The 22,528-nt window shown below is 55.8% G+C and carries 25 protein-coding genes; 10 read left to right on the plus strand and 15 right to left on the minus strand.

Features of this window, described 5'->3' with window-relative positions:
• Positions 1 to 200: 200 nt before the first annotated feature.
• Complete coding sequence (mgtS, locus tag GA0061071_RS16035) at positions 201 to 296, minus strand: protein MgtS (RefSeq protein WP_088237490.1); 96 nt, start codon at positions 294 to 296, stop codon at positions 201 to 203.
• Positions 297 to 399: 103 nt separating this feature from the next.
• Positions 400 to 1,404 (minus strand): transcriptional regulator FtrA, encoded by a 1,005-nt coding sequence (gene ftrA / locus GA0061071_RS16040; RefSeq protein WP_167352659.1) that lies wholly within the window; start codon positions 1,402 to 1,404, stop codon positions 400 to 402.
• A gap of 67 nt (positions 1,405 to 1,471) precedes the next feature.
• Here ftrA and GA0061071_RS16045 point away from each other — a divergent pair, with 67 nt between their 5' ends.
• The gene (locus tag GA0061071_RS16045; protein ID WP_061495622.1) at positions 1,472 to 1,867 is read left to right on the plus strand and encodes a rhodanese-like domain-containing protein; all 396 of its coding nucleotides are present in this window, start codon (positions 1,472 to 1,474) and stop codon (positions 1,865 to 1,867) included.
• A gap of 205 nt (positions 1,868 to 2,072) precedes the next feature.
• Entirely contained in the window at positions 2,073 to 3,176 is a 1,104-nt protein-coding gene (locus GA0061071_RS16050; protein ID WP_061495625.1) for a cobalamin-independent methionine synthase II family protein, read from the plus strand.
• Positions 3,177 to 3,210: 34 nt separating this feature from the next.
• Here GA0061071_RS16050 and ydeE read toward each other — a convergent pair whose 3' ends face one another.
• A complete protein-coding gene (gene ydeE, locus GA0061071_RS16055; protein ID WP_061495627.1) occupies positions 3,211 to 4,398 on the minus strand; it encodes an efflux MFS transporter YdeE in 1,188 nt (395 codons plus the stop codon).
• 195 nt (positions 4,399 to 4,593) lie between these two features.
• Between ydeE and eamA the strand changes: the two genes are divergently transcribed.
• A complete protein-coding gene (gene eamA, locus GA0061071_RS16060) occupies positions 4,594 to 5,490 on the plus strand; it encodes an O-acetylserine/cysteine exporter (protein ID WP_061495629.1) in 897 nt (298 codons plus the stop codon).
• 36 nt (positions 5,491 to 5,526) lie between these two features.
• On the opposite strand, the gene marB is transcribed toward eamA, so the two are convergent.
• Genes marB through marR form a run of 3 tightly spaced genes read right to left on the minus strand, consistent with a single transcriptional unit; the run spans position 5,527 to position 6,612 of the window.
• Positions 5,527 to 5,745, minus strand: a complete 219-nt coding sequence (gene marB, locus GA0061071_RS16065) for a multiple antibiotic resistance protein MarB (RefSeq protein WP_061495631.1) — start codon at positions 5,743 to 5,745, stop codon at positions 5,527 to 5,529.
• Positions 5,746 to 5,776: 31 nt separating this feature from the next.
• The gene (marA, locus tag GA0061071_RS16070) at positions 5,777 to 6,160 is read right to left on the minus strand and encodes an MDR efflux pump AcrAB transcriptional activator MarA (RefSeq protein WP_139109669.1); all 384 of its coding nucleotides are present in this window, start codon (positions 6,158 to 6,160) and stop codon (positions 5,777 to 5,779) included.
• A gap of 17 nt (positions 6,161 to 6,177) precedes the next feature.
• Positions 6,178 to 6,612, minus strand: coding sequence for a multiple antibiotic resistance transcriptional regulator MarR (gene marR / locus GA0061071_RS16075; RefSeq protein WP_061495634.1), 435 nt, complete (start codon positions 6,610 to 6,612; stop codon positions 6,178 to 6,180).
• A 244-nt stretch (positions 6,613 to 6,856) separates the two neighbouring features.
• Here marR and GA0061071_RS16080 point away from each other — a divergent pair, with 244 nt between their 5' ends.
• Positions 6,857 to 7,531 (plus strand): MarC family NAAT transporter, encoded by a 675-nt coding sequence (locus GA0061071_RS16080; RefSeq protein WP_061500014.1) that lies wholly within the window; start codon positions 6,857 to 6,859, stop codon positions 7,529 to 7,531.
• Entirely contained in the window at positions 7,531 to 8,691 is a 1,161-nt protein-coding gene (locus GA0061071_RS16085) for an alpha/beta hydrolase (RefSeq protein ID WP_088237492.1), read from the plus strand. The genes GA0061071_RS16080 and GA0061071_RS16085 overlap by 1 nt, the downstream gene beginning before the upstream one ends.
• A gap of 4 nt (positions 8,692 to 8,695) precedes the next feature.
• Here the strand turns inward: GA0061071_RS16085 and GA0061071_RS16090 are convergent, their stop codons facing one another.
• Positions 8,696 to 9,898, minus strand: coding sequence for a sugar transporter (locus GA0061071_RS16090; RefSeq protein WP_088237493.1), 1,203 nt, complete (start codon positions 9,896 to 9,898; stop codon positions 8,696 to 8,698).
• A 173-nt stretch (positions 9,899 to 10,071) separates the two neighbouring features.
• Between GA0061071_RS16090 and GA0061071_RS16095 the strand changes: the two genes are divergently transcribed.
• Positions 10,072 to 10,878: a PhzF family phenazine biosynthesis protein gene (locus tag GA0061071_RS16095; protein ID WP_061495641.1), complete on the plus strand. Its 807-nt coding sequence runs from the start codon at positions 10,072 to 10,074 to the stop codon at positions 10,876 to 10,878.
• Between the two features lie 59 nt (positions 10,879 to 10,937).
• Here the strand turns inward: GA0061071_RS16095 and GA0061071_RS16100 are convergent, their stop codons facing one another.
• The 6 genes from GA0061071_RS16100 to GA0061071_RS16125 all read right to left on the minus strand — a co-directional run bounded on the left by GA0061071_RS16100 (position 10,938) and on the right by GA0061071_RS16125 (position 16,844).
• Positions 10,938 to 11,615: an SDR family NAD(P)-dependent oxidoreductase gene (locus tag GA0061071_RS16100; RefSeq protein WP_088237494.1), complete on the minus strand. Its 678-nt coding sequence runs from the start codon at positions 11,613 to 11,615 to the stop codon at positions 10,938 to 10,940.
• 1 nt (position 11,616) lies between these two features.
• Positions 11,617 to 12,087, minus strand: coding sequence for a NanQ anomerase/TabA/YiaL family protein (locus GA0061071_RS16105; protein WP_088237495.1), 471 nt, complete (start codon positions 12,085 to 12,087; stop codon positions 11,617 to 11,619).
• Entirely contained in the window at positions 12,084 to 13,250 is a 1,167-nt protein-coding gene (locus tag GA0061071_RS16110) for a sialidase family protein (protein WP_088237496.1), read from the minus strand. The genes GA0061071_RS16105 and GA0061071_RS16110 overlap by 4 nt, the downstream gene beginning before the upstream one ends.
• Position 13,251: 1 nt before the next feature.
• Positions 13,252 to 14,676 (minus strand): sodium:solute symporter family protein, encoded by a 1,425-nt coding sequence (locus GA0061071_RS16115; RefSeq protein ID WP_061495649.1) that lies wholly within the window; start codon positions 14,674 to 14,676, stop codon positions 13,252 to 13,254.
• A 75-nt stretch (positions 14,677 to 14,751) separates the two neighbouring features.
• Complete coding sequence (locus tag GA0061071_RS16120) at positions 14,752 to 15,636, minus strand: dihydrodipicolinate synthase family protein (protein ID WP_088237497.1); 885 nt, start codon at positions 15,634 to 15,636, stop codon at positions 14,752 to 14,754.
• A 71-nt stretch (positions 15,637 to 15,707) separates the two neighbouring features.
• A complete protein-coding gene (locus GA0061071_RS16125) occupies positions 15,708 to 16,844 on the minus strand; it encodes an iron-containing alcohol dehydrogenase (protein ID WP_088237498.1) in 1,137 nt (378 codons plus the stop codon).
• 174 nt (positions 16,845 to 17,018) lie between these two features.
• Between GA0061071_RS16125 and dtnK the strand changes: the two genes are divergently transcribed.
• From dtnK to GA0061071_RS16140, 3 genes are read left to right on the plus strand one after another with little or no spacing between them, the layout of a single operon-like run.
• Positions 17,019 to 18,266 (plus strand): D-threonate kinase, encoded by a 1,248-nt coding sequence (gene dtnK / locus GA0061071_RS16130; RefSeq protein ID WP_088237499.1) that lies wholly within the window; start codon positions 17,019 to 17,021, stop codon positions 18,264 to 18,266.
• Complete coding sequence (locus GA0061071_RS16135) at positions 18,259 to 19,245, plus strand: D-threonate 4-phosphate dehydrogenase (protein WP_088237500.1); 987 nt, start codon at positions 18,259 to 18,261, stop codon at positions 19,243 to 19,245. The genes dtnK and GA0061071_RS16135 overlap by 8 nt, the downstream gene beginning before the upstream one ends.
• A 1-nt stretch (position 19,246) precedes the next feature.
• Entirely contained in the window at positions 19,247 to 20,008 is a 762-nt protein-coding gene (locus GA0061071_RS16140) for a DeoR/GlpR family DNA-binding transcription regulator (protein WP_061495660.1), read from the plus strand.
• A 9-nt stretch (positions 20,009 to 20,017) separates the two neighbouring features.
• Here the strand turns inward: GA0061071_RS16140 and GA0061071_RS16145 are convergent, their stop codons facing one another.
• Positions 20,018 to 20,962 carry an L-lactate dehydrogenase gene (locus tag GA0061071_RS16145; RefSeq protein WP_088237501.1) on the minus strand — a complete coding sequence of 315 codons (945 nt, stop codon included), beginning with the start codon at positions 20,960 to 20,962 and terminating at the stop codon, positions 20,018 to 20,020.
• A 152-nt stretch (positions 20,963 to 21,114) separates the two neighbouring features.
• Between GA0061071_RS16145 and GA0061071_RS16150 the strand changes: the two genes are divergently transcribed.
• Positions 21,115 to 21,597 carry a GNAT family N-acetyltransferase gene (locus GA0061071_RS16150; protein WP_088237502.1) on the plus strand — a complete coding sequence of 161 codons (483 nt, stop codon included), beginning with the start codon at positions 21,115 to 21,117 and terminating at the stop codon, positions 21,595 to 21,597.
• A 20-nt stretch (positions 21,598 to 21,617) separates the two neighbouring features.
• On the opposite strand, the gene ptrR is transcribed toward GA0061071_RS16150, so the two are convergent.
• Positions 21,618 to 22,469 carry a putrescine utilization regulator PtrR gene (ptrR, locus tag GA0061071_RS16155; protein WP_061495665.1) on the minus strand — a complete coding sequence of 284 codons (852 nt, stop codon included), beginning with the start codon at positions 22,467 to 22,469 and terminating at the stop codon, positions 21,618 to 21,620.
• Positions 22,470 to 22,528 lie beyond the last annotated feature (59 nt).

The following is a 22,528-nucleotide window of genomic DNA, read 5'->3' on the forward strand; positions in this document are numbered from 1 at the left end:
TTGAGGATGGCGATGTTAAATTATGTACGATCCGTTAACCAGATCGTTTGAGTTAGCGTATAAAGCAAAACATAAAACTATCCATGCAAGCATTGACCGCCGTTATCTGGCGGTTTTTTTTTGTTCATCAGCCAGAAAAAGAAACGGCCCTTTACGTTTTTGCGTAAAGGGCCGTCGCGGTGGGGGATTATCGTCGTTCATCAGTCATCCCATTTATGGCTAAAATAAGCAGCCAGAAAACCAGAAAACAATACAATTCCCAGTACTGCGATAAATACGTGCATATTTCCCATCATGTTAAACCTCCATCTAATGTACGAACTGACCTCTCTTACCTTAATTTGCCGCGATGGAGATATATTAACCGGGTAAATCTAAATAAAAGCTGAATAGTGTGAATTATTTCGTGGGAAGCGTAAATTTCTTCCGATACATCGCCGGGGAAATACCGTGCTGTTGGTGAAAATGGTGACGTAATGATGCGGCATTGCCAAATCCACTATGCCCGGCGATAAGATCAATACTCATCCGCGACGTGACCAGCAACTCCTGTGCGCGCAGGAGCCGTTCCTGTAAAATCCAGCGCTGTGGCGTGGTTCCGGTAGACTCCTGAAAACGGCGTAAAAAGGTACGTGGGCTCATGCCTGTGCGCTGTGCCAGCGAGGTAACCGTATGTGGCTGTGCCAGCTGTTGGTGGAGAAAATCGAACAACTGCCCCAGTTGCTTACTCTCCCGGGTTCGGGCTACCGGGCGGGTGAGGTGCTGCGTTTGCGAACCATCGCGGTGCGGCTGTACCACAAGGCGCTGTGCGACAAGATTGGCTATTTCGATACCAAAGTCCTGTCGCACCACGTGCAGACACAGGTCGATACCTGCCGCGCTACCGGCAGACGTCATCACGTTTCCCTCATCGTAATAGAGCGCATCTTCCAGCACATCTATTGTCGGATAGTGCTCACGCAGCAGCGGCGTGTAGCGCCAGTGGGTGGTCGCTTTACGCCCGTTCAACAGGCCGGCAGCCGCCAGCACAAAGACACCGGAACAGATTGAGATGATGCGGCAACCCCGCAGGCTGGCTGCCCGCAAGGCAGCGCACAATGTCTCAGGAACCGGCATTTGCGCGCCGCGCCAGCCGGGAACCACAATCGTGTCAGCAGTGGCGAGCAGCGCCAGCCCCCCCTCCGTCAGGACGCGAATACCGCCCGTGGCGCGAAGCTCACCTTCTTCTATGGCCGCCACCGCAAAGCTGTACCAGCTATCGCCCATCTCCGGGCGTGGCAGACCAAAAATCTCCACGGCCACGCCAAACTCAAATGTGCACAGGCCATCGTAGGCGAGGGCAATAACGCGATGGCGCGATGCAGTACGTCGTAAAGTTGTCATTATCCTGGTGTTATCTGGCATAGAGACGGGCAGTGAGATTGTATTGTTTTGGTTAGAGTAGTGTTAACACAAACACGGAGAAAGCACTATGAGCTATGTGACCGATATTCCCGCCGCTTCGCCGGAAGAAGCCGCCAGCCACTTTATGCACCGCCTGAGCGTAGAAACCGATTGTGCGGATGTGCACCATGCCATCAGCCAGCAGGATCAGGATTTTGTGTTGTTACACGTGGTGGGTAGCCCTGAAACGTTTGCCCGTCGCCATCTCCCCGGCGCGCTGCATTTACCGCACAGTCAGATGACTCCGGAGCGTATGGCACAGTGGCCAGCAGACACATTGTTTGTTGTCTATTGCGCCGGGCCGCACTGCAACGGTGCCGATCGCGCGGCGCTGAAACTGGCGCGGATGGGACTGGCGGTGAAAATTATGCTCGGTGGGATCACCGGCTGGGAAGATGAAGGCTATACCTTTGCCCACGGGTAAGGCCCTGATGCGGGCTAAGCGTGAGAGTTTCATCTTCGTGCACTCAAGTTGAAATTTATTCATGTCCCGTGAATTTTTCTCGTTTGCGGTCAGCGGCCCGGTGTGACATTTTATTTGGACATTTAGCCGTCCAGAAGGCTGAAAATTCAAATAATGAATTATCACGCCGGGTAACCATCTGCCCAGGCGCACGAGGAGAAGCAGTATGCAGCGACATCAGGCCCCATTCCGCGCTGACGTAGTCGGCAGTTTTTTACGTCCGGACGCCATCAAACAGGCGCGTCAGCAGTTTGCTCAGGGTGACATCACCGCACAGCAGTTGCGCAGCGTGGAAGATGAAGCCATTCGTCAGGTTGTTGAGCAACAGTGCGCCTGCGGCCTGCATGTGGTGACCGACGGTGAGTTTCGCCGTGCATGGTGGCATTTTGACTTCTTCGACGGTCTGGAAGGTGTGGAGCGCTACGACGCTGACAAAGGTATTCAATTTAATGGCGTGCAAACCAAAGCGCACGGCGTACGGGTGATCGACAAGCTGCGTTTCGGCAATCACCCGATGCTGGCGGATTTTCGTTATCTGAAAAGCATCAGCGGCAATGCCCAGCCGAAGATGACCATTCCCAGCCCGAGCGTGCTGCACTTCCGCGGCGGACGTAAAGATATCGACGCGACAGTCTATCCGCATCTGGATGCCTATTTTGATGACCTGGCGACCACCTGGCGCGACGCGATCCACGCGTTTTACGCCGCAGGTTGCCGCTATTTGCAACTGGATGACACCGTCTGGGCCTATCTGTGTTCTGACGATCAGCGTCGACAAATCCGTGAGCGTGGCGACGATCCGGATGCGCTGGCACGCATTTACGCCCGGGTGATTAACCAGGCACTGGAAGGCAAGCCGGAGGATTTAACCGTCGGGCTGCATGTTTGTCGTGGTAACTTCCGCTCCACCTGGATTTCGGAAGGGGGCTATGAGCCGGTAGCGGAAGTGCTATTTGGCAGCGTCAATGTTGATGCCTTCTTTCTCGAATATGACAATGACCGCTCCGGCGATTTTGCACCGCTGCGTTTTGTCCGCCCCGGCAAACAGCAAGTGGTGCTGGGCCTGATCACCACCAAAAATGGCGAGCTGGAAAACCCGGAGGGTATCAAGGCGCGTATTCAGGAAGCAGCGAAATTTGTCGACATCAACCAGATTTGCCTCAGCCCGCAGTGCGGTTTTGCCTCAACGGAAGAGGGCAATACCCTGACGCCAGCACAACAGTGGGACAAGGTTCGGCTGGTGACGCAGATTGCCGAACAGGTGTGGTAAGCGTGGGACACCGGCGCGTAACGCGCCGGTTTTTTTATTGCGTCTGCACAACGCCCCACGGGCGGATTTGCATCCCCCGTATCATCATCAGCCAGGCCAGCACAATGGTGATTATTAAAATAATAAACAGTGACCAGGCGGGTAACGTGGTCAAAATAATGCCGGTGATTAAGGGATTCATTGCCGCACCGAGCCAGCCCAGCGCCTGAGCCGAGAAGTAGGTGGCTTTCATTCCCGCTGGCGCAATGTTGTCGATCAGCAGGTATTCGCCTGGCGCGTAGATCACCTCACCCAGCGTGAAAACGGCGGCGGAAAGCCCCCACAGCCACAGATTGTTGCCGGACAACATAAAGCCGAGCAGACCTATCATAAAACATACCGTACCGGTCGCCATCAGCGGGCGCAGGTTAGCGGCGTTGAGTTTTCGCCCTACGGCATATTGAAGCGTGACCACCACGGCGGCATTAACCGGCAGCACCACGGCGACCACACGCTCAGCGAAATCACTGCTTGCCACGGCCATAACATACTGGGAGAGGCAGGAAGCGAAAGAACCGGCAACAAACGAGGCGAGGAAGTTCGACAGCGTGAACCAGCCGAGCGCTTTGTCTTTCAGTAATACTGAGGGTTGCCAGACTGCCGGGCCGTCTGTGCCTGCGCCTTGGGCCACACGCCTGACATAGAACTGAATAAACACCAGCGGGAACGCGGCGCACACTGCCGCCAGCCAGAACGGCAGATTGATGCTCTGCATCACCAATAGGGTGCCGAGCGGGGGGCCGACGGTCCAGCCAATATTCAGCACGGTGTAGTTTAGCGAGAAGATCTTCGCCTTCGCTGTCGGGGTAAGCGTATCGGCAAAATAGGCTTTCAGTACGGTGGAAAACACCGAGTATGCGCAGTTAATCAGGGCAAAAAACAGCACCACCAGTCCTGCATGATCGACCAGCGGAATGGCGGCGAAACCGACGATAAACGCGGTAATCGCGAGCAACATATAGCGCTTTTTATCGAACTTATCCGCCAGCATGCCGAAACCGAGGCTAAAGACCACGCCAATGGTCAGCGCAAGCGTCATGGCGTAACCAACCTGATCGACCGCCATGCCATACTGGCGATTGAGGTAAATGGTCATAAAGGGCAGCGTCGCGCCGCGCCCGATGGTGAGTAACAGCGATGAGGCCAGCAAAGCGGCGGTAGAGCGTGTTTGCGTTGAGATCATTGGCTTATCCGACATGCGTGTTGTTATATTTTTTTGTGATGTATACAGCAATAACATGCATAAAGTGCGAAGTACACCCGCATGTTTGTCGCGAAATGCCTTAACTGACCTACCTGATTTAATGATCTGTCGCTGTACATTTTTTTGCGTTAACGTAAATTTTTTACAAAATTTTAAACTACACAGGGGCGAAGAATGGCGCGTAAAGATGTCCTGCTGGCGATGTTGGTAGTGGTAGCGTGGGGGCTTAACTTTGTGGTCATAAAAGTCGGTCTGCACGCTATGCCGCCATTAATGCTGGCAGGTTTGCGCTTTGTACTGGTGGCGTTTCCGGCGCTGTTGTTTGTGGCGCGTCCCAAAATCCCACTCTCTTTACTGTTGGGGTATGGACTGACCATCAGCTTTGGGCAATTTGCTTTTCTGTTTTGCGCCATCAAGTTTGGTATGCCCGCCGGTCTGGCTTCGCTGGTGCTACAGGCGCAGGCATTTTTTACCATCGTCCTTGGCGCGGGCGTGTTTGGCGAACGCTTACAGGCGAAACAGCTGGTCGGGATAACGCTGGCTATTCTCGGTGTGCTGGTGCTGATTGAGTCAAGCCTCACCGGGCAGCATGTGCCGATGGTCGGTTTCATCCTCACCCTGGCCGGGGCATTTAGCTGGGCCTGCGGCAATATCTTCAATAAAAAAATTATGCAGCACACATCCCGGCCCGCGGTGATGTCACTGGTGGTGTGGAGTGCATTGATCCCGATTGTTCCGTTTATGCTGGCGTCGCTCGTTGTCGACGGTCCTGCTGCTATCCTGCAAAGCCTGGTGAGTATTGATGTGACAACGCTGTTGTCGCTGGTCTATCTGGCGTTTGTCGCCACCATTATCGGTTACGGTATTTGGGGATCCCTGTTGGGACGCTATGAAACCTGGCGTGTGGCGCCGCTGTCTTTGCTGGTGCCGGTGGTGGGGATGGCGAGCGCGGCGTTGCTGCTGGGCGAAACGTTGTCGGTATGGCAACTGCTCGGAGCATTATTGGTGATGGCAGGGCTCTATATCAATGTGTTTGGTTTTCGTTTACGTCGTGCGGTGCAGGCAGGATAAGCGAGAAAAAGCCCCGCAGTGTGCGGGGCAAAACGGTTAGCCGCGCTGATTGTAATACGGCACGCCTAATTCGTCGGATTTGTCGCTCCCCGCGCCCATATGGTTAAAATCATACGGCGAGGTTTGTTGGGCAGCGGCGGGTAAAATCATCGTGTCGCGCGCGTTCTGCTGTGCGGGATGATTAAATTGCTCCGCATAACTCTGGCCGGAAACCAACACCAGCAGGGTGACGGCGGCACAGGCGATACGTTTCATACTTTCCTCGATACGTCTTTAAAACAGGCGATTAGCAACTACAGTGATTGAGTGGCAGGAGATACCGGGATTCTCCGGGCATATCCGTGACACGGAATTTATGCGGCGGCACGTCGAAATAGTTCTTAAACGTGCGGGTCAGGGTTTGTTGCGATTCAAACCCATAACGCTCTGCCAGATACAGGATCGGTTCGTTGCTCTCCTTGAGCTTTTGCGCAATTTCCGTCAGCTTGCGGCTGCGAATGTATTGGCCCAGCGAATGACCAGTCTCTTTTTTAAACATCCGTTGCAGGTGCCACTTGGAGTAACCGGAACGCTCTGACACTTTTTCCAGTGACAGCGGTGATTCCAGGTTATCCTCGATCCAGTCCAAAATGCTATGAATGGTAATAGCGTCAGTATTGCGTCTGGACATCGTCATACCTCTTTGTTTTACGGCAATATTTTCTTAAGCAAATGCTCAAGTGTTGCCACTTCTTCTGCCGTTAAGTTTTTTGTTAATTCCTGATGCAGGTTTTGCCCTACCAATTGATGACATTGCTCACATAATGCTGCGCCGTCGGCCGTTAACTGCACCAACACGCCGCGCTTGTCATGTGGATTCGGGTTACGTTCGATCCAGCCTTTACACACCAGTCTGTCCAGCATGCGAGTCAGGGCGCCGAGATCGACAGAAAGCACTTTTTTTAGTTCCACCGGGGTAATGCACACCTGGCAGCGGATAGAACAGAGCACCTTAAATTGGGTGGCTGTCACATCCAGCGGCGACAGATAGTCGTTCAGTAAACGATCTTTTTTTTGGTTAACCATGTGGATCAAACGGCCAAGAGGAATGATGTCGTTAAATAGATCATTCGTACTTTTCACAATGGTTGCCCCGGCAAGTAGATTAGTCACGGCAGATATTATTGCTCAGGCAAATATAAGTCAACCGAATGAGTTGACCGATGCCACTATTTGCTAAAACACGGGAGGATGTAAAAAAATTTCCAGCGTAAACAATCTAATAGCTTTATTTTTTCGTGCTGTGACCATCCGCAAACCCTGCTTTCGCCGTCGCGTTAAGGCTATACTGCGAACGTTTTGACCCCCTCAAGGAGTGATGCGCATTATGCTGGAATTAGTGAAAGTGATTGGCCTCGGGCTGGTGGTATTGTTGCCGCTGGCAAACCCGCTAACCACCGTCGCGCTGTTTTTAGGGCTGGCGGGGAATATGAACAGCGCTCAACGCAACCAGCAGGCGCTGATGGCATCGGTCTATGTGTTCATCATTATGATGGTGGCGTATTACGCCGGGCAGCTGGTGATGAGCACCTTCGGCATTTCGATCCCGGGATTACGCATCGCCGGTGGGTTGATTGTCGCCTTTATTGGTTTTCGCATGCTGTTTCCGCAGCAAAAGCCGCACGAGTCGCCGGAAGCCAAAACCAAATCTGAAGAGCTGCAAGATGAGCCTGGCGCCAATATCGCCTTTGTGCCGCTGGCGATGCCCAGTACCGCCGGGCCAGGCACCATTGCGATGATCATCAGCTCTGCGTCGACGATCCGCCACGGCACAGCGTTCCCTGCGTGGATTATCACCGTTGCGCCGCCGCTTGTTTTTGCCATTGTGGCCGTTATCCTGTGGGCAAGCCTGCGTAGCTCCGGCGCGATTATGCGGCTGGTGGGAAAGGGCGGCATTGAGGCTATCTCCCGGCTGATGGGTTTTTTGCTGGTCTGTATGGGCGTGCAATTTATCATTAACGGGGTGCTGGAAATTATCACCACCTTTCATGCAGGGGCATAATGGGAACGCGTATCGGGTTTGCCATGATCGTGCTCAGTCTGCTGCTGGTAGGCTGCCAACAGCGAGCGAGCGTTGAGGCACCGCTCGGGCAAAAAAGCTTTGCCAGCTATCAGCAGCAAACCCGTGCGTTTGTTGCCGCACACCGCGCTTTTCAGACGCTGGATAAAAATGCCGAATTGCAGTTAAACACGCCGCAGGAGTGGCGCCCTGCGTCACCCGCGCGCAAGGGCATTTTGCTGATCCACGGACTGGGCGATGGCCCCGCCTCGTTTGTGGATATTGCACCGCAACTGGCGAAACAGGGTTTTCTGGTGCGCACGGTGTTGCTGCCAGGGCACGGTACGCGGCCTGCCGATCTGTTGAGTGTCAGCGCCGATCAGTGGCGCGAAGTGGTGCAAGAGCAGGCGGATATTCTCGCAAAAGAGGTGGATTCGCTGTGGGTCGGTGGGTTTTCAACCGGTGGTAATCTGGCACTGGATTATGCCATGACGCATCATGACAGCGTGCAGGGGCTACTCTTATTCTCTCCGGCCTTCAAGTCCAGTACTGGCTATGATTTCCTTGCGCCGACGGTCGCGCTGTTTCGCGACTGGCTACGCCCGCCAGGCACCCTTTTTCCCCAGCAGATCGCCACGCGCTATTTACGCGTTCCGACGAATGGCTTTGCGCAGTTCTGGTGGACAGCGGCCCGTGCGCAGGACTGGCTGGCGCAAAAGGCCTGGGACAAACCCGCGCTACTGGTGCTGGCTGAGCACGATTCGGTGCTGAATACCCGTTGGATCCTCGAGCATTTTGACCGCAGTTTTACCCACCCCGCGAGCCGGGTCATTTGGTACGGTACACCGCCGGCAGGCGTGGTAAAAGCGCCGCGAATCCTGGTGAAAACCGATGTCCTGCCGCAAGATCGCATCAGCCAGTTTTCCCATATGTCGGTCCTCTTCTCACCGCAAAACCCGCTCTATGGGCGCAAAGGCAGCGTGGTATTGTGCGCGAACGGGCAGCCGGAAGCCGTAGCCAGACGTTGCCTGGCGGGAGAAGAAGTGTGGTATTCCGATTGGGGGCTGGTCGAGCCGGATAAAATTCATGCCAGGCTGACCTGGAATCCGTGGTTTGACTGGCAAACCACGGTGATGGATTCGGTCATTTCGCAGCAGATGTAATGAGTTACGAGTGACTGGGGCTGGTCTGTTCTTCCAGTTTTACCGGCCAGCGGCGGAAAATCAATACGGACCACACCAGCGCGGCAACCGCCGGGATCGCCCCGGCATAGCCGATGGCGTCCATCGACCAGTGCAGGCTTATCTGATTCCCCACCAGCGCGCCGGCGCCGATGCCGATATTGAAAATGCCGGAAAAGAGCGACATCGCTACGTCAGTGGCATCCGGGGCCAGCGCCAGCACTTTGACCTGCATACCCAGCCCGATAACCATGATGGCGATACCCCAGAAAATGCTCAGTACCGCCAGATGCATTTCGCTACCGGATGCCGGTAACATCAGCACCAGTGAGGCAACCAGCATCGCAATAGCGCCACTGATCAGCCCGGATGCATGCTGATTGCCGAGTTTACCAAACAGTACGCTACCAATGATCCCCGCGCCGCCAAGCAGCAACAAAAGCACCGTAGCGAAGTTGGCGCTAAAGCCCGCAACGTTCTGCACAAACGGCTCGATATAGCTGTACGCCGTATAATGGGCAGTGACCACGACCACGGTCAGCAGATAAATGCACATCAATGCCGGGCGACGGAACAGCAGCGGCAGGCTTTTCAGTGAGCCGGAATGTTCACTTGGCAGTTTTGGCAGCAGTTTGACCAGGCAGACCAGCGTAATTAATGCGCCCAGGCCGATGGCAAAAAAGGTGGTGCGCCAGCCGAAATATTGCCCGACCACGCGACCAATTGGCAGCCCCAGCACCATGGCCAGCGCGGTGCCGGTGGCGATCAGGCTTAACGCCTGCGCCCGTTTGCCCGCCGGAGCGAGGCGAATAGCCAGTGACGCAGTGATCGACCAGAAAATGGCATGTGCGAAAGCAATACCGATGCGGCTCAGTACCAGCACCTCGAAATTCCATGCCAGGAAGGAGAGAACATGGCTGGCAATAAACAGCACAAATAAGCCAATCAATAGCTTACGGCGTTCAATCTGGCTGGTCAGCAGCATAAATGGCAGCGACATCAACGCCACCACCCATGCGTAAATGGTCAACATGATCCCCACCTGCGCGGTCTCCATGTCGAAGCTTTGCGCAATGTCTGACAGCAGCCCAACGGGGACGAATTCGGTGGTGTTAAAAATAAAAGCGGCAACGGCAAGCGTTACCACCCGTAGCCACGCGACTTTTCGTGAAACCGTATTCGTTGTCATAAAAATGTTTAGCCAGGTGATGGAAAAAGGGAGAGGGCATGATCTTAAGGCTTTTGCTGGCGAAAATACAAACAATTTGTGATGCAGATCTCATTTTATGGCGAGATGGAAAATACCCATTGCATCGGGATCTAATAGCGTTCAAAAACAGAGAACAATAAAGAGGAACTGCTATGCAAACAATCGACTTCTATATGGTAGACGCTTTCAGCGATCGCACCTTTGGCGGCAATGCCGCCGCCGTTTGCCCACTGACCGAGTGGCTACCGGATGAGGTACTGCTGAAGATGGCGCAGCAGCATAATCAGTCTGAAACCGCGTTTTTTGTGCGTAACGACAGCGGCTTTGAGCTGCGCTGGTTTACCACGCAATCTGAAATTAACCTCTGCGGGCATGCCACGCTCGCTGCTGCACATGTGATTTTTGAATATCTCGATTACCCGGATACCGCGATCCGCTTCACCACCCGTTTCGTCGGGGAGCTGAAAGTGACGCGCAATGGCGACTGGTTAACGCTCGACTTCCCGGCATGGTCGACGGAAGCGGTGGCGAATCCGCCCGCGCTACTGTTGACCACGCTCGGTATCGCAGCGGCGAAAGAGGTGCGCGTTGGGCGTGACTATCTGGTGGTGTTGGAAAACCAGGCGCAAGTCGAAGCCCTGCAACCGGATATCGCCGGTATGGTCCCATTGGGGAAAATGGTCTGCGTGACCGCGCCGGGTGAGTCGGTGGATTTTGTCAGCCGCTTCTTCTGCCCTGGCGAATCCGTACCGGAAGACCCGGTCACCGGCTCGGCCCATAGCATGCTGATCCCGTACTGGGGTGAAAAACAGGGCAAACAGGTGATGCAGGCGCGGCAGGTTTCTGCCCGGGGCGGGGATCTGCGCTGCGAGTGGCGGGGCGATCGCGTGCTGATTGGCGGCCAGGCAACATTGTACCTGATGGGGAAAGTGTTTCTGCGTGATGTTACGGGGGGGTAATGCCGGGCATGTCGTTGGATGGTGATGACACCTTGCCGACAGCCATACCCGGTACATGCTCACTTCAACGATGCGCCACCGCAGATCACCAGTTCCTGGCCGGTGATGGCTGCGGCATCGGCTGACAACACAAACCCTACCAGCGCTGCCACTTCCTGCGGTGTGATCAGACGCCCAATGGGCGGCACGTTTGGCGGCGAGCTTTCCCGTCCTGGTGCGCTCAGCATCGGGGTTTGCGTTGCGCCGGGCGCGACCACATTGGCGGTAATGCCGCGCGGTGCCAGTTCTGCCGCCCAGCTTCGTACCATGCCCACCAGCGCTGCTTTGGTCGCCACATACTGTGAACGCCCGGCTGCGCCGCGTGATGTACGGCTGCCAATCACCACAATCCGCCCGCCTGCCTGCATCTGGGGAGCAAAATGGTTGGCCAGCGTTTCTGCGGCCTGCACATGCAGCCGCCATAAACGCTGGCTGGCAGCGGCATCCAGTTCGCCAAGCGGTGCGGCGGCCATCATGCCAGCGGCATGGATCACCGCCTGCGGCGTTTCAAGCCCGTTGAGCGCCCGGCGCAAAGCGGCGTCATCGCTTAAATCGACCTGCAAACTGCGAAAGGCCGTGGTATTCCGCTGAACCGGCGAACGCGAAAGCCCGACCACCTGCCAGCCGTGATCAAGCAGCCAGCTGACAATGGCTTCGCCAATACCGGAACTGGCGCCGGTGACGACAGCAATCGACATCTTATTCCTCCAGCAGTGTGCGCGGCACTTTGAACACCGCTTTACGCACGGTCATCGGTTGGTCAACCGCGCACAATGCCTGATGCGGTTCGCCTGGCAGGAACACGGCAAAATCACCGGCGCGCAGCGTCACACGCACTGGTAATTGCGCTTGGGTGGCAATAAACAGATCCGGTTTCCGCTCTTCATCTGTGCTTTTCGGCGCATACTGCGTGCCCGCGTGAATGGTCTCTTCGCCTGACAGTACTACCTGAATGTCCGCCCACTGATGGTGGTATTCCGTGTGGCGCTCAGCCTGCGGTCGGGTATTCGCCGGGCCAATATTGCAATACCAGGCTGCGTTTTCCGGTTGCAGGCGCCCGTCATCGTGCGCCTGAAGTGCCGCCAGTGAGCACTGGGGTAAATCAAGGATTGCCCTAAGCCCGGCGGGAAGCCCGGCCAGCGGCAGGGCGTTAAGGTTTCCGAGGATCATGGCAACTCCTTCACCCACGTCGGGGAGACGCGCACATATTTAATCGCCTGGCGGAAGTAGGTATAGGCGATATGCAGATTGCCATCAGCACCTTGTTTAATGCTCGGGTAGGAGAACTCACGGTTGAGTTTTTCCTGTGAATTGTTGGTCATGCAGTAACCGTCGCCCTCGTCGAGATTACGCTGCCACGGCCAGCTTTTCCCGCCGTCGGGTGAAATCGCCACCGTCATCGGCGCGCGCGGCGCGCCCCAAAAGGCACTGCGTCCGCCGGTCACCGTGGGTTCTTTGCGTCCGTCACCATCATCAATCTCATCATACAGCGATGCGCGTCGTTCTGTTGCGCCCGCCGCACTCATCGCGTTAAACACCAGCGCCAGCATGCCATCGTCCAGCGTGGTGACCTGAATGGACGAGTTATTGTTCGGCAATACCGTAGGTTCCGGTACCGACCAGCTTTCACCGCCATCGGTAGACTGGCTGTAATAGATATTATCTGCCCAGCGGCTACGGAACAGCGCCACCAGTGTTCCACTTGCCAGGGCGGTGATGTTCATATGTACGCAGCCGAGGCTTTCCGGTACGACAACGTCACGCCAGCTTTTCCCCTGATCGGCGGAGATTTTGACGGCGCTGATGTCGTCGTTACCCACCCATTTTTCGCCCGGTTGCGTGCGGCAATAAAACACCGGCAGCAACCAGTTGCCGTTATCCAGCACGGTAATAGGCTGGCGGATAAAGGTGCCAGGTTGATCCAGCAGCGTACCGATCTCGCCCCAACTGGTGCCAAAATCTACAGACTGGCGGTAGCGCACGATAGCCGTATCCTGGTTACCGGAAATTTGCGCCGTCCACAACAGCCACAGCACATTATCCGGGGCAAGGAATAAGACCGGGTTTTGTTCGGAGCGTGACGGATCGTCCGACAGTTTTACCGCATCGCTCCACTGCTGCGCGCCGGATGCCAGACGTGAACTCCATACGGAGATATCCGCAATCCCTTCCTGTGTGCCACCAAACCAGACGCACATTATGTCGCCATTGGGCAGCGGCAGAATGTTCGCCGCATGGTTTTGCGGGCAGGATGACGGCAGCATGGCCGTGGTGACGCGAGCGTCCTGCGGAAGTGGGCGTAACACCCCATCGCGTTTTACAGTCACAGACATATCAAACTCCATTGTTTCGAACAGGGGTATGCGCGTTGCTGACGGCTTTGGGAACCGCTTTGTTAGGGATCAGGCGGTCGAGCACCATGATCACCGCCGGAGTGATCAGCGCAACATACATATTGTTAATGCCAAACGGATCGCCCAGCAGATACCAGATCGAGGTCACCACACAGGCACCAATCAAACCGGCATTAGCACCACGGGTGCTCTTAAAGAACGGCGCATAGAAGGCAATCACCGCCACCACCGAAATCGAGAGGCGGATGGCGCGGGTAAAGAAGGAGAGTTTCAGGACTTCCGGAACAAACAGCACAAAAATCAGCGGCAGGAAGCCAATCAGCAGCGACAACCAGCGTGTGGCTTTAAATTCTTGCTCTTGCGTCGGTTTGCGATAAGGCACGTAGAAATCTTTTACTACCAGCGACGCAATTGCCAGCGCCACGGTACTGACGCTCACAAAAATAGAGGCGACAAGTGACGTTGTCACGAGTCCTGCCACCCACGGGTTCATATCCTGCAGGAAAATCGGCATGGCATACAGGCTGTTGATTTCCGGGTGCAGGTATTTTGCCGCGACGCCAATGACCGCAATCGCCAGTGCAATCGGCAGGCAGAAGAAGAAGGCGACCCAGGTGGAACGTTTGGCGCTCTGAACATCTTTGGTAGAGCAAATTGCCTGGATCACAAACTGGGTACAAAAGATGGAGCCAATGGTGCCAATCAACCAGGCAAAAATGGTGCTGGCCCCGAAATTACCGTCCCAGGTCCAGTAGTATTTCGGCATGTTTTCAATCATCGGCGTAAAACCGCCGGTCTTCGACAAGGCAAAACCCATGATCGCCAGAATACCGAAATATTTGAGCGCGCTGTGCAGCAATGTCACCCATGCCACGCCTTTCATACCGCCAAAGGCGAAGTAGAAGGTACTGACGATAGCGGTAATAAAGGCGGCGATCGGCAGATTCACTTTCAGTACGGTTGAGATCGCCGCCGCGCCGCTTACGTAGTTGCCGACGTTCACCAGCAGCAGGGCGTAAATCATGATAATCGAGATGATGTTTTTGGTGCTGTTGCCATATTTTTCGGCAATCGCCCCGGAGATAGTAATTTTGCCGGTGTTATAGATGCGTTTAACCAGCAGCAGACCAAACAGCGGGAAACCAATGGCTGCGCCAATCACCGACCAGGAAGCGGCAAAGCCGTCTTCGAACGCCGCTTGCGCGGTGCCGACGGTCGATTTCGCGCCAATATACTCAGACATCAGCAGAATGCCGACGATAAAGGCGGGCATCGCACGCGACCCCTCCATAAAATCGCCGCTGTTTTTACTGCGCAAGCGGAAGGTTAACCAGGTGGTGAACAGAATATAAGCCACCACAATGCCAACAATGATCAGGGTATCTTGAGATGTAAAGGTGTTCATCTTTGCCTCTCTTCAGGGCGTGTGAATCCGGGGCGCGGTATGCGCCCGGTTTTCTTATGACGAATGACACCGCCGTTAGTGAAGGTACTGCGTCACTATATGGCGGATCTGTTGAAGTTGCTGTGGGTTAAACGTGACAGCGTAACGACTTTCACCAACGTCATAACCCATGATTTGCAATGCTTTTTTCACGGCGGCCGGCGAGAAGGCCACGTTATACAGATCGGTACGTAACCCGGTGACGCTCTCTTGCGCACTGCGTGAACCTGCAATGTCGCCCGCCTGGAAACGTGACCAGATGGTGTTAATGGCCTGCGGTGCAACGTTTGCCAGCCCGGAAATGCAGGCAGAGCAGCCGTCTACAAATCCCTGATGGATTAACGAGTCCGGGCCGTTCAGAACATCGAAACCTTCGATATCTTTCACTGCATTCAGGAAACTGCTGAGGCTCTCATAGCTTCCGGCGCTGTCCTTGATACCGATAATGTTCGGATGTTCCGCCAGCGCACGAACGGTCTGGGGTTCGAGTGTGTTGCCGGTACGTGCCGGAATGTTGTAGAGAAATACCGGCACGTTTAATGCGTCGGCGATGGCGGTGTAGTGGTTAATCAGCTCATCTTGTTTCAGTGGCACGAAATAGGGCGTGATCACCGAAACCGCATCCACACCCAGTTTCTCGATTTGCCGTCCCAGACGAAGGGTTTCACGGGTGGAGATTTCGCCGATGTGCGCCACCACCGGCGAACGTCCGGCTACTTCATCAACGCAAGTGGCGGTAACCGCGACCTTTTCCTGCTCGTTCAGCACGAAAAATTCCCCGTTGGTGCCGCCGCAAAAAATGCCATTACCGGCCTCAAGCTGGCGGTTGATTTGTTGTCTGAGCGCGTGCGGGTTAACGTCCCCGTTGGCGTCGAAAGGTGTGACAATGGCGGTCAACACGCCGCTAATGTGCTTGTTCATAACGTATCCCTGATTCGCTGTTTATTCCCGGTGGCGCAGCGCTTACCGGGCCGACAGACGGTTAAAAACAGTTAAAACAATGTCTGATAGATGGCCTGCACCTGTGCGTGATCCAGGGTGCAGGGGGCGTTGTTCATCAGACGCTTAACATTCAGCGCGGCGTCGCTCAGCACCGGGATATCTTCACGGGGGACACCGAGTGCTTCGAGGTTGTCCGGCAGATTCAAGCGCTTAACCAGCGCAGCGAACCACTCCACCAGCGCCAGCGATTTCTGTTCGTTGCTCAGCGTGGTGTCGGCGCCGGGAACCAGATCCCAGACCAGGGCAAATTTCTCTACCGCGTGTGGACGCACCACTTTCATGCACGGTGCCAGCAAAATAGCGTTCGCCACACCGTGCGGCAGATGGTATTTGCCGCCAAGCGGGTAAGAGAGTGCGTGTACCAGATGTGTACCGGCATGAGCGATGGCCGCGCCGCCGTAATATGAGGCCCACAGCATCTCCAGCCGGGCAGTCAGATTGTGCGGTTCATTGACGGCGGTTTCGATATTGCGCAGCAGTTTGCGCAGGCCCATCAGCGCCACGTTATCGCTGACCGGGTTGGCAATGGTGGCGGTGAAGCACTCAATCAGATGGCACAGCGCATCGATGCCGGTCGACGAGGCGATATGCGCAGGCATGCTGGTGGTCAGTTCCGGCAGTAAGGCGACGTAATCCGGTAACATCACCGGGGAGATAATGCCGATTTTGATGTCCTGCTCCGGGATCGCCAGAATCGCGTTAGGCGTGGCTTCCGAGCCAGTACCGGCGGTGGCAGGGATCAACAGCGACGTCACGCGCGCCGTGGGTTTGTCGCCTTTCAGCAGCGCAGACAAGCCCGGGGAGGCGGGATGGCAGAGAACGGATAACAGCTTGGCGACATCCAGCACGCTGCCACCGCCAATACCGACCACCAGATCAAATGTGCTATCGCCCAGCCCTTGCAGGATGTTGGCCACGTCATGCTGGCTCGGTTCGGGCGGCACATTATCAATCAGTTGCAGAGCTGCACCGTTGGCCGTCAGCAGGGCGCGGATCTGCTGTGTCGGCGCAAGCTTTATGATGTTGCCGTCGCTGACCAGTAAGATTTTCTCTTTACCTGCAAGTAATGGCGCTATCGCCGGGATCGCGCCTGCGCCACTTATCAGGGTGCTATTAATCGTTACCACAACCTTCTCCTGTCTCTGTTATGGTGATTGAGTTCAATCATTACTTGTCAATCACCGTCACTACATGGCCTAAATTTATAATTTATTCGCAAACTGAATAAGTTGATCTTGCTCACATATAATCAATCATGATTGAATATAATCATATTCAGTCCATAATGACCCGGAGAAGGGATGAACGATCCAACCTCGGATAAACAGATAGCCATCCTCGCTGATGACTTTACCGGCGCGAATGACGCGGGTGTCAGCCTGGCGCAGTGCGGAATGACGGTGGATGTGGCGTTAAGCGCGAACTACGTCAGCACAGCGCAGGCCCGCATTTATAACAGCGATAGCCGGGCGTTGACCGCCAGCGATGCCGCACAGCGGGTTACTGCGTTGACGCAAAAGATTGTCGCGCACGGCGCGCCGCAGTGGCTGGTTAAGAAGATCGATTCCACGCTACGCGGCAACGTGGGGGCGGAAGTCGCCGCCATGTTGCAGGTCTGCAAGGCTCCCGCAGCGATTATCGCGCCGGCTTTTCCGACTGCGGGGCGCATCACCCGCAACGGGCAGTGCTTTGTTCACGGGCAATTACTGACAGACACCGAGTTCGCCAGCGATCCAAAGACGCCAGTGACCAGCGCCGACATCGGCACCTTGCTGGCGGCGCACAGCCGCGCGGAAATCCGTTACCTGCATGCCGCTGATGTGGCAGCGGCGCTGGCGACCGCATCAGCGAGTGCGACCCTGCTACTGGTGGTGGATGCACAAAGCGATGCCGAACTGGATGAGATTGTTGCCGGGGCCGAATCGGCGACGTCGCGCCCGCTGCTGGTGGGTTCCGCAGGGCTGTGCGATGCGCTGGCACGTCGGCTGAACCCGTGTGTTCCGCGCACGGTACTGGCGGTGGTGGGGTCGATGAGCGAAATCGCTCAACAGCAGCTGGCGTGGGCGGCAAAACATCCCCGCACCGAGCAGGTGTTTATTGATATCAACACGTTGTTCACCCCGGCTGCAGCAGAGTACCGACAACGTATTGTCCGCATCCTGGTCAGTGGCCGTCACTGTCTGGTGCACACCTGCCCGGATACGCAGGCGCGTCACCAAATTGCCGCACTGTGTGAACAGCAGGGCGTAAGCCGCAGTGAACTGGGTGAGCGTATTTGCGCGTTTTTAGGTGCGTTGACACGGGATGTGTTGCGCGAAGCGCAACCGGACGCGCTCTATCTTTCCGGTGGCGATGTGGCGGTTGCTGCGGCCCATGCGCTGGGGGCGAAAGGTTTTAGCATCCGCGGACGGGCGGCAGGCTGCGTACCGTGGGGATACTTTTCAGGTTGTCTGTGGCAACGACCGGTGATGACCAAAGCAGGTGGCTTTGGTGACGAAACTACCTTGCTTAAGGTTTTGCATTTTATCGAGGAGAAATCGAGTGACTAATATCATTGCTGTAACGATGGGCGACCCGGCGGGTATTGGCCCGGAGATCATTATCAAATCGCTGGTCGAAGGAGAGTTAACCGGTTCGCCGGTGGTGGTGGTCGGGTGCGCGCGCACGTTTCAGCGTATCCTCGGGTTGAATATCACCCCGCGCGCGGAACTGCGGATAATTGAACGCGTTGCTGATGCGCGTTTTGCGCCGGGCGTTATCAACGTGATTGATGAACCGCTGGCAGATGTCGAAGCCCTGCAACCCGGCGTGGTGCAGGCACAGGCCGGGGATCTGGCTTATCGCTGCATTAAACGCGCCACCGAACTGGCGATGAGCGGGGACGTGAAAGCCATTGCCACCGCGCCACTGAACAAAGAGGCCCTGTATCTGGCCGGGCATCACTATCCGGGTCACACCGAACTGCTGGCGCAACTGACTGGCAGCAAAGATTACGCGATGGTGCTCTACACCGATAAACTGAAAGTGATTCATATCACGACGCATATCGCCCTGCGTAAATTCCTCGACACCCTGAATCAGGATCGCGTGAAAACGGTGGTGCGTATTGCCGATACATTCCTGAAACGCGTCGGCTATGACAATCCGCGGATTGCGGTGGCGGGGGTCAACCCGCATGCGGGCGAAAACGGATTGTTTGGCGATGAAGAGATCACTATCGTTGGCCCGGCGGTTGAGGCGATGAAAGCCGAAGGGGTAAATGTGACCGGGCCGTGCCCGCCTGATACGGTGTTTATGCAGTGTCACGAAGGGATGTATGACATGGTGGTGGCGATGTACCACGATCAGGGGCATATTCCATTAAAATTGCTGGGCTTTTACGATGGCGTTAATATCACCGCCGGGCTACCGTTTATCCGTACCTCGGCGGATCACGGCACCGCATTTGATATCGCCTGGCGTGGTATAGCCAAAGCCGAAAGCATGGCGGTATCCATCCAGTTAGCAATGCAAATTACACGGGAATAATATGAAGGGATATAACCGGTTAGAGCAGATTATGGATTACCTGAAAGGGCATAATCTGGTGACGGTGGATCAACTGGTCGCGGCGACGGATGCTTCACCTGCCACCATTCGCCGCGATCTGATCAAGCTTGATCAGGAAGGGGTGATCAGTCGCACCCACGGCGGTGTAACGTTGAACCGGTTTATCCCCTCGCAGCCGACGACCAGCGAAAAAATGCAGCGTAATCTGGCGGAAAAACACGCCATTGCCTGTGCTGCCGCCTCACTGGTGAAAGCCGGGGATGCGATTGTACTGGATGCGGGCACCACGATGATTGAGCTGGCTCGCCAGCTCACGCACCTGCCGCTGCGGGTGATCACCAGCGATTTGCACATTGCGCTGTTTCTGTCGGAATTTAAACAGATTGAAGTGACGATTATCGGCGGGCGTATTGATGATTCCAGCCAGTCCTGCATTGGCGAGCATGGGCGCAAGCTGCTGCAAAACATCTGGCCGGATCTGGCGTTTGTCAGCTGTAACGGTTGGGAACTGGAACGCGGGATCACTGCGCCAACGGAAGAGAAAGCCGCGCTTAAGCACGATCTGATCGCTAACGCCAAACGGCGGATCCTGCTGGCGGACAGCAGCAAATATGGCGCGTGGTCATTGTTTAACGTGGCGAACCTGGATTCGCTGACGGATATCATCACCGATGCGCAACTCAGTGCGGATATCCGCCAGCAGCTTGAGTCTCTGCCCGGGCGGTTAACCATTGCCGGTTAACCGCGCACGTCAGGGCAGACGGGCAATATTGGCCTGGATAACCCCGACGGAGTGGTTGAATTTCGCCACTTCGTCATCCCGCAGTTGTAACTCAATAATCTGCTGTACACCGTTTTGCGCCAGCACAGCAGGGACCCCGATCGCGACATTTTTCACGCCATACTCACCGTCGAGAATGCAAGAGATCGCCAGCGCGCGGTGGCTGCCGGTGAAAATATTACGGCAAATCTCGGCAATGGTGCCGGCAATACCATACTCGGTGCAGCCTTTACGGGCATAAATCTCAAAACCGTGGCGGCGAACTTTTTCCGCCAGTGCATCGACATCCAGCGTCTGGCCAGTTTTGCGCCGGTAGACCTCGGCAATGGGCGAACCGTAGACCGATGAATGCGACCACACCGGAAACTGGGTATCGCCGTGTTCACCGAGAATAAACGCATCGATACTCTGTGCGCCAATTTCCAGTGACTGCGCCAGCGCACGGCGCAGACGAGTCGTATCAAGCCAGACGCCAGTACCAATCACCTGGTTGCGCGGTAGGCCGGAGAGTTTCCACACCTGCCAGGTAATGATGTCGCAGGGATTGGTGGCAACAAGGAAAATGCCGTTGAAACCGTTTGCCATCATGGCCGGTACAATTTTTTGCACGATCCGCGCGGTGTTGGTCAGTTCGTCGAGTCGCGTCTGGCCAGGTTTTAACGGGCCACCGGAGACGGTGATCACCGCAATATCGACATCCGCGCACGCTTCAACCGGGCGCGTTGAGATGGTCATCATGCCCGGCATATACGCAGCGGCATCCGACAGATCCTGAGCGTGGCCTTCCACGCGCTGTTGGTCCAAATCCACGAGGATCAACTCCTCGCAAATGGTCTGGTTCAGCAGGGCGTAGGCGGCGGACGCCCCCACATTGCCAGTACCAATAATCATCACCTTACGGGCTTTCGTATTCATTCTGGTTCCGTTATCAGGGTTAGTTCTGCGCGTAAGGTACCGTCTGTCATCCCGGCTGTGCAACGGCCTGTATCATCTATAGGTTAATCGTATGACGTGGGTGCGGGTCTGGCTGGCTAATTTAACAAGGGAGTAACAATAAGGCGTGCCTGATGTACAGTATTAACGATGCCACTGCCGCCCAGCCGGATGTGATTGCACTGATTGACGAACTGGATCGCTATCAGCGTGCGCTCTATCCGGCGGAGAGTAACCATCTGCTTGATTTGGCCGCTTTACCTGCGCAAAAGCTGATCCTGAGAAAAATCCGGCACACCGAGGGGGCGACCGTGGGGTGCGGCGCGGTGGTGCTGAACGGCGATGGCAGCGGCGAGATGAAACGGGTGTTTATCGATCCCCGGCATCGCGGGCAACGACTGGGTGAAATACTGATTGCCGCGCTGGAGCAGGAGGCGGCTGCCCGTTTTTGCCATACGTTGCGTCTGGAGACCGGGATCAGGCAGCTGGCAGCGGTGAAGTTGTATGAGCGTTGCGGTTACCAGACCTGCCGCGCTTTTGCGCCCTATGTCGACGATCCCTTGAGTATTTTTATGGAAAAAACGCTTATCGCCGACCTGCGTTTTGCCATGCAATAAACCGACACCGGGCGTTAACGTTACTGCAACAGTTCAATAAATGCCTCCAGATGACGGGTTTTCGCACCACGACGCCATACCAGCCAGGTGGTCAGCCAGCGCCAGTTTTCCGCCAGCGGCCAGGCTTCCACCTGGTGATGACCGGGCATACTTTCCAGCATACTGCGGGGGATCAGCGCCAGTCCGGCCCCGGCGATCACACAGGCCAGCATGCCGTGGTAGGACTCCATCTCGTGAATTTTTCCGGGCGTAGCGCGATCGGCGTTAAACCAGCTCTCAAAATGGCGGCGGTAGGAGCAGTTAGCGCGAAAGGCGTAGATGCTGGCGCCATTGACCTGCGACGCGCGCTCAATTCGCTCGTGACCGTGCGGCGCGACAATCATCATCTCTTCACGGTAAACCGGGATCCCTTCCAGGCCCGGGTGCATGATCGGGCCGTCGACGAAAGCAGCGCTCAGTTTTCCTTCCATCACGCCGTCAATCATGGTGCCGGAAGGCCCGGTGGACAGATCAAACTGGATACGCGGATAACGCTGGTTGTACTGCGCCAGCGTGGCGGGAATGCGCACCGCTGCGGTGCTTTCCAGCGCGCCCAACGAGAACAGCCCTTGCGGTTCGTCACCGGCAACCACCATGCGGGCTTCATCCACCAGCGCCAGGATCTGCTGGCTGTAACGCAAGAAACTGTGCCCTGCCGGGGAGAGACGCAGGCGCTGGTTTTCGCGGATAAACAGATCGACGCCGAGATCGGACTCCAGCTGGCGAATGCGGGTCGTGAGATTGGAGGGCACGCGATGCACCTTCTGCGCCGCCTGGGTAATACTGCCGGTCTGCGCCACGGCGTTAAACATCTCAAGCTGGGTTAAATCCATACCATTCTCTCTTTGTGAACAGTGTCGTTAATATTATTCAGTTTTCAGAAATAACAAAT

The sequence above is a fragment of the Kosakonia oryzendophytica genome (assembly GCF_900094925.1).
GTDB classification, from domain to species: domain Bacteria; phylum Pseudomonadota; class Gammaproteobacteria; order Enterobacterales; family Enterobacteriaceae; genus Kosakonia; species Kosakonia oryzendophytica.